Source organism: Pseudomonas sp. NPDC087639, assembly GCF_044743385.1.
Taxonomy (GTDB): Bacteria; Pseudomonadota; Gammaproteobacteria; order Pseudomonadales; family Pseudomonadaceae; genus Aquipseudomonas.
Map to the genome: position 1 here is coordinate 1 of NZ_JBIUWI010000123.1, position 6,808 is coordinate 6,808.

General features: G+C 57.1%; 7 protein-coding genes and 1 pseudogene. All 8 read right to left on the reverse strand.

The window, feature by feature from the left end:
* The coding region (gene rseP, locus ACIOVB_RS26655) for an RIP metalloprotease RseP (protein ID WP_401272178.1) at window positions 1-1,263 on the reverse strand (1,263 nt) is incomplete at its 3' end.
* A gap of 54 nt (window positions 1,264-1,317) precedes the next feature.
* Entirely contained in the window at window positions 1,318-2,508 is a 1,191-nt protein-coding gene (ispC, locus tag ACIOVB_RS26660; protein WP_401272179.1) for a 1-deoxy-D-xylulose-5-phosphate reductoisomerase, read from the reverse strand.
* On the reverse strand, window positions 2,505-3,311 hold the full coding sequence (locus tag ACIOVB_RS26665) for a phosphatidate cytidylyltransferase (RefSeq protein WP_187679154.1): 807 nt from the start codon (window positions 3,309-3,311) through the stop codon (window positions 2,505-2,507). The genes ispC and ACIOVB_RS26665 overlap by 4 nt, the downstream gene beginning before the upstream one ends.
* Window positions 3,311-4,066, reverse strand: a complete 756-nt coding sequence (gene uppS / locus ACIOVB_RS26670) for a polyprenyl diphosphate synthase (protein ID WP_103303033.1) — start codon at window positions 4,064-4,066, stop codon at window positions 3,311-3,313. The genes ACIOVB_RS26665 and uppS overlap by 1 nt, the downstream gene beginning before the upstream one ends.
* A gap of 14 nt (window positions 4,067-4,080) precedes the next feature.
* Window positions 4,081-4,638 (reverse strand): ribosome recycling factor, encoded by a 558-nt coding sequence (gene frr, locus ACIOVB_RS26675; protein WP_187679155.1) that lies wholly within the window; start codon window positions 4,636-4,638, stop codon window positions 4,081-4,083.
* Window positions 4,635-5,378, reverse strand: coding sequence for a UMP kinase (pyrH, locus tag ACIOVB_RS26680; protein WP_003222124.1), 744 nt, complete (start codon window positions 5,376-5,378; stop codon window positions 4,635-4,637). The genes frr and pyrH overlap by 4 nt, the downstream gene beginning before the upstream one ends.
* A 207-nt stretch (window positions 5,379-5,585) precedes the next feature.
* Entirely contained in the window at window positions 5,586-6,449 is an 864-nt protein-coding gene (tsf, locus tag ACIOVB_RS26685; protein ID WP_401272180.1) for a translation elongation factor Ts, read from the reverse strand.
* A 192-nt stretch (window positions 6,450-6,641) separates the two neighbouring features.
* A pseudogene (locus ACIOVB_RS26690) lies at window positions 6,642-6,808 on the reverse strand (30S ribosomal protein S2); the annotation flags it as partial.

Below are 6,808 nucleotides of genomic sequence, written 5' to 3' on the forward strand. Positions count from 1 at the left end.
CCCCGCCACGGCACGACCACGCCCCCACTCGATCAGATCACACAACAAAGCCCCCCCAGCCAGTCCCGCAATGGGCAGCAAATTCCGACCTCCCAGGCTAATACTCACACAAGCAAGGAAATTCAAGAAATCAGCGACGCCCGACTGGGCAGAAGCGCCCGCCACTTTAGCAATGGTTATCGGTCCACTCAAGTTTTTTACCGAGAGCTCGCCGAACAGCATTTTCTTCAGTGAATCCAGCGTGAGAATGCTCATGGTCCAAGTACGACGGGCGCCCTCGCCAATCGCGGCCAACGGCCCATAACTGACTTCGCGGATCATCTCCGGTGGCCAGTCGACAGCTTTTACACCCGCACCCAGATAACCGCTTGGCGACTTGCTTTCACCGCGCGCAGCCAAGGTCACAGGGACATCGATTGAAGCACCATCACGCTCGACACGCAGCACGATTTTGGTATCAGGACGCGTACGAACGGTATCGACCACTTGCTGCCAGTCGTTGAGCGCCTGGCCGTCGAGCGCCAGCAGACGATCACCGGTTTTCAGGCCGGCAGCCTGAGCCGGGCCTTTTGGATCAAGTTCAGCCAACACCGGCGGCAAGGCCGGACGCCAAGGACGAATACCCAGCGAACGGATCGGATCGGGTTCATCAGCGCCCTTGAGCCAGTTATCCAGCACCAGCTCACGTGGCGAATCAACGGTAGTGCCCTGCTCGCGCATCAGCAACTGCAACGAACCGCTTTCACCGAGTCGACGTACCAGCTGCAAATTGACAGCTGCCCAACCGGTCGTTGGCTCGCCATCAATTGCGACGATCTCCTGACCCGCACCCAAACCAGCCTTGGCGGCGATACTGCCGGACTCTACCGCACCGATGACCGGGCGCACCTGCTCGCTACCGAGCATCGCCAGCACCCAGAAGAACACCAGGGCCAACAGGAAGTTGGCAACAGGGCCGGCCGCTACAATAGCGATACGCTGACGAACGGACTTGCGATTGAACGACTGATCCAACTGATCGACCGGCACCTCGCCTTCGCGCTCGTCGAGCATCTTGACGTAGCCACCCAGCGGAATTGCAGCCACAACAAATTCAGTGCCTTGCTTGTCGTGCCAGCGCAGCAACGGCATGCCGAAGCCTACGGAAAAGCGCAGAACCTTGACGCCACAGCGACGCGCGACCCAGAAGTGGCCGAATTCGTGAAAGGTGACCAGCACACCCAAGGCGATCAGGGTGCCGGCAATCATATAGAGCGCACTCATCTACTTTCTCCGCAATCCTGTTCAGTGCCGCTTATAGCCATTGTGTTGCAAAACCTATCGAGCGTGACGTTTTAGCCATTGCTCGGCCAGGACTCGCGCTTTGGCGTCTGCCGTGAACACGGCATCGAGATCATTCAGCGCCACAACTGATTCGAGGTTCAAGACCTCCTCGATGATACTCGCGATTTCCAGGTAACGAACCCGTCCGTCGAGAAACGCTGCCACCGCTACTTCGTTCGCTGCATTGAGCATTGCTGGTGCACTGTCGCCTGCCTCGGCAGCTTGCCGTGCGAGACGCAGACATGGGAAGCGCTCTTCATCGGGCGCCTCGAAGTCCAGACGCGCGATCGCAAACAGGTCCAACGGTGCCACACCGGAGTCGATGCGCTCCGGCCAGGCCAGTGCATTGGCGATCGGCGTGCGCATGTCAGGATTGCCCAACTGTGCCAGCACCGAGCCATCGACATAATCGACCAGAGAGTGAATCACGCTCTGCGGGTGAATCACCACTTCGACCTGCGAAGGTTTTGCATCAAACAACCAGCAGGCCTCGATCAACTCGAGACCTTTATTCATCATGCTGGCCGAATCGACTGAAATCTTGCGCCCCATGGACCAGTTCGGATGCGCGCACGCCTGATCAGGTGAAACATTCGCCAATTCACTCACGGGCGTCTGTCGGAACGGGCCACCAGAGGCTGTGAGTAAAATCCGACGGACACCGACACTGCTCAAACCACGAGCGAAATCCTGCGGCATGCATTGGAAAATCGCGTTGTGTTCGCTGTCGATCGGCAGCAGCACCGAACCGCTTTTGCGTACCGCCTGCATGAACAAGGCGCCGGACATCACCAGCGCCTCTTTATTTGCCAGGAGGATCTTCTTGCCCGCTTCAACGGCAGCCAAAGTCGGACGCAGACCAGCCGCACCAACAATAGCCGCCATGACTGCGTCAACTTCCGGAGCAGAGGCGACCTGACACAGGCCCTCCTCCCCCACCAGCACGCGGGTCGGCAAACCGGCGGCGCGCAAATCATCCTGCAGACCACGTGCTGCGGCGACTTCCGGCACCACGGCAAATTGCGGGATATGACGCACACACAAGGCCAACAGCTCACTCAGACGCGTAAACCCGCTCAACGCGAAAACCTGATATCGCTCTGGATGACGCGCAATGACATCGAGGGTGCTCAGACCAATCGAGCCTGTCGCACCCAGAACGGTAATCTGTTGCGGACGGCTCACGGTGCAGCCATCCACAGCAATACGGCGAAGACTGGAATGGCCGCTGTCAGGCTATCGATGCGATCGAGCACGCCGCCATGACCCGGCAGCAGGTTGCTGCTGTCCTTGATACCGGACTGACGCTTGAACATGCTTTCGGTCAGGTCACCCACAACAGAGATGAACACGATCAGCGCAGCACCCATCAAGCCCTTGAGCAATTCAGCTACCGTCCAGTCACGCACCAGACCGACAATGGCGGTAATCACCAGACTCAGTGCCAGACCACCGTACACACCTTCCCAGCTTTTACCCGGGCTGACTTGAGGGGCCAACTTGCGCTTGCCGAATGCACGACCAGAGAAGTAGGCGCCAATATCGGCACCCCAGACCAATACCATCACCGCCATGATCAGCCAGTTACCCAACGGGTACTGCTTGATCTGCACCAGACCTTGCCAGGCCGGCAGCAGAATCAATAGACCGATCACCAGTTTGGTGGCGGCACTGGACCAATGCTCGCTGGACTTCGGATAGGTCAGCACCAGATACGTCGCGACCGCCCACCAAAGTACCGAAGCACCCAGTACCCAAGGCGCAAGGCCGGGCAGCACATACATGACGAACAACATCAACGCGACGACGGCAGCAAAACCGACGCGAAACGATTGCGCGGTGAAGCCGGCCAGACGCGCCCATTCCCAGGCACCCAGACTTACGACCAGACCGATGAACAGCGCAAAACCGGAACCCTGGAGCAAGAAAAACCCACACAGGGCAATCGGCAGCAGGATCAGCGCAGTGATGATTCGTTGTTTAAGCATTAAACCCGGGCTCCAGCTTCAACCTGTTCGCTCGTTTTACCGAAACGACGTTGGCGCGAAGCGAAATCGGCCAGCGCATTGCGCATGGCATCGTGTTTGAAGTCCGGCCAGAACAGGTCGGAGAAGTACAACTCGGCGTATGCCAGTTGCCACAGCAGGAAGTTACTGATGCGGTGCTCGCCACCGGTACGGATGCACAGATCCGGCAACGGCAAATCGCCGGTCGCCAGACAGGTTTGCAGCAGATCAGGGGTGATGTCTTCCGGGCGCAGATGCCCGGCCTGAACTTCACGCGCCAGGCGCTGCGCGGCTTGCGCGATATCCCACTGACCGCCGTAGTTGGCGGCGATCTGCAGGATAAAACGGTTGGCGCCCGCAGTCATCGCCTCGGCTTCGCGCATCGCGGTTTGAAGCTCCGGATGAAAGCGCGAGCGATCGCCAATGATGCGCAGGCTGATGTTGTTATCGTTGAGACGCTTGGCCTCACGACGCAACGCCTTGAAGAACAGATCCATCAAGGCGCTGACCTCATCGGCCGGACGCTGCCAGTTTTCACTGGAAAAGGCGAAAAGGGTCAGTACCTCAACCTTGGCCTCAGCGCACACCTCGATTACAGCCCGTACAGCATCAACGCCCGCTTTATGCCCGGCGACACCCGGCATAAAGCGTTTTTTCGCCCAGCGATTGTTGCCATCCATGATGATCGCGACATGGCGCGGCACCGCGGACGGCGCAGTCTGCTTGGTCTTGTCCATTAAAAGCTCGACCCTTATACGGCCATCAAGTCCGCTTCTTTTTGCTTGGTGGCTGCGTCGATATCAGCCTCAGCCTTGTCAGTCAGCTTCTGAATGTCCGCAGCAGCACGACGCTCTTCGTCTTCGCTGATCTCCTTGTCCTTGACCAGCTTCTTCAGCTCACCCAAGGCATCACGACGAATGTTGCGCACGGCAACACGAGCGTCTTCAGCTGCACTGCGCGCCTGCTTGGTAAACCCCTTACGGGTTTCTTCGGTCAGGGCAGGCATGGAGATCAGCAGCAACTCGCCCAGGTTGGTCGGGTTGAGGTTCAGGCCGGCACTCTGGATTGCCTTGTCGACTGCCGCGAGCATGTTGCGCTCAAACGCCACGACTTGCAGGGTGCGCGAGTCTTTTACAGTGATATTGGCTACTTGGGTGATGGAGGTGTCTGCGCCGTAGTACGGCACCATCACGCTGCCCAGGATGCTTGGGTGTGCCTTGCCGGTGCGAATCTGACCGAATGCATGGGACAGGGAATCCAGGGACTTCTGCATGCGCTCTTGAGCGTCTTTCTTGATTTCATTGATCATTGTTGGCCTTCCTCGATCAGGGTTCCTTCTGCGCCGCCGTGAACAATGTTCAGCAGGGCACCAGGCTTGTTCATGTTGAATACGCGCAGCGGCATCTTGTGGTCGCGGCACAGGCAAATAGCAGTCAGATCCATTACACCCAGCTTGCGATCCAGCACTTCATCATATGTCAGATGATCGAACTTCTCGGCATGCGGGTCTTTGAACGGATCTGCGGTGTAGACGCCATCGACCTTGGTCGCCTTGAGCACAACATCGGCATCGATTTCGATTGCACGCAGGCAGGCTGCCGAATCCGTGGTGAAGAACGGATTGCCGGTACCGGCCGCGAAAATCACGACATCTTTGGAGTTCAGATGGCGCATGGCTTTGCGGCGATCATAGTGATCGGTCACGCCAACCATGGAAATGGCCGACATCACGATGGCCGAGATATTGGCACGCTCCAGCGCGTCGCGCATGGCCAGAGCGTTCATCACAGTGGCCAGCATGCCCATGTGGTCGCCTGTCACCCGATCCATACCGGCTTTGCTCAAGGCTTCGCCACGGAACAGATTGCCACCGCCGATCACCAGACCGACCTGTACGCCGATGCCGACCAGTTGGCCGACTTCCAGCGCCATGCGATCCAGAACCTTTGGATCGATCCCGAACTCTTCCGACCCCATCAGGGCCTCGCCGCTAAGCTTGAGTAGAATGCGTTTATAGCGAGCCTGATAACCACTGCCCTGCTGAGCCATTGCGAATCTCTCCTGCGGCGTATTTAAAATTCTTTGCGAGCTGTTTACAGCTGGCGTTCACTCTAGCTTGGCGCTGCTTCAGCGCCATCGGAACATGGCTTTGTAAGTCAGTTCCAAGTGGAAACCAATAAAAATTGGCTACCCCATCTGAAAAGAGGCTGCGCGCGTGAGCGGGCAGCCTCTTTCGGGCGACAGTTGAAAACTGTCTTATTGCTTGGCGGCAGCCAGCTGGGCAGCAACTTCTTCAGCGAAGTTGTCGACCGGCTTCTCGATGCCTTCGCCTACTTTGAAGTAGGTGAAGGAAACGATTTCAGCACCCGCTTTCTTGGCCAGCTCGCCAACCTTGATTTCAGGGTTCTTGACGAACGCCTGCTCAACCAGGCTTGCTTCTGCCAGGAACTTGCTGATACGGCCTTTGACCATATTTTCAACAATGTTTTCTGGCTTGCCTTTGATTTTTTCTTCGTTCAGCTGCAGGAACACAGCTTTCTCGCGCTCGATAGCTTCAGCCGAAACTTCCGATGGCAGCAGGAACTCAGGGTTGCTTGCCGCTACGTGCATCGCGATGTCTTTGGCCAGCTCAACATCACCGCCCTTCAGAACAACTGCTACGCCGATTTTGTTGCCGTGCAGGTAACCACCAACAACATCACCTTCAACGCGAGTCAGGCGACGGATGTTGACGTTTTCGCCAACCTTGCCCACCAGTACCAGGCGATCAGCTTCTTGAGCTTCGATCAGCGGAGCAACATCAGTCAGCTTGTCGGCGAACGCTTTTTCAACACTTGCAGCAACAAATGCCTTGAAGTCGTCCTGCAGAGCCAGGAAGTCAGTCTGCGAGTTCACTTCCAGCAGAACGGCGGATTTGCCGTCTTCTTTCAGCGCGATGGCACCTTCAGCAGCTACGTTACCTGCTTTCTTGGCAGCCTTGATCGCGCCCGAAGCACGCATGTCGTCGATGGCTTTTTCGATGTCGCCGCCGGCCTTGGTCAAGGCCTTTTTGCAATCCATCATGCCTTCGCCAGTACGCTCACGCAGTTCTTTAACCAACGCTGCAGTAATCTCTGCCATTTTCAAATTCCTCTTGGATAGGTTTTCAACCATTCCACCCGATCGAACGGGCGTTCAATTCTTCCCGAATCACCCTTGTTAGCCGCTGCACGTTACAGATGCTGTAGCTGCGCTGTTAACAAATGGTTTTCGAGGTGGCAAAAAGGGGGCCAAGCCCCCTTTTTGCTTACTGAGTCAACGCCAGGGCGTCAATTACTCAGCTGCAGCCTGAGTTTCTTCAGCTGCGAATTCTACAGTGCCGCCGGAAACATTGTTGCGACCACGGATAACTGCGTCAGCCATCGAACCCATGTACAGCTGGATAGCGCGGATTGCGTCATCGTTGCCTGGGATGATGTAGTCACGCCTTCCGGGCTGCT

Excerpts from the sequence above, each read along its gene's own strand:
- ACIOVB_RS26665 (WP_187679154.1), bottom strand. The coding sequence starts at position 3,311 with ATGCTTAAACAACGAATCATCACTGCGCTGATCCTGCTGCCGATTGCC.
- uppS (WP_103303033.1), bottom strand. The coding sequence starts at position 4,066 with ATGGACAAGACCAAGCAGACTGCGCCGTCCGCGGTGCCGCGCCATGTC.
- frr (WP_187679155.1), bottom strand. The coding sequence starts at position 4,638 with ATGATCAATGAAATCAAGAAAGACGCTCAAGAGCGCATGCAGAAGTCC.
- pyrH (WP_003222124.1), bottom strand. The coding sequence starts at position 5,378 with ATGGCTCAGCAGGGCAGTGGTTATCAGGCTCGCTATAAACGCATTCTA.
- tsf (WP_401272180.1), bottom strand. The coding sequence starts at position 6,449 with ATGGCAGAGATTACTGCAGCGTTGGTTAAAGAACTGCGTGAGCGTACT.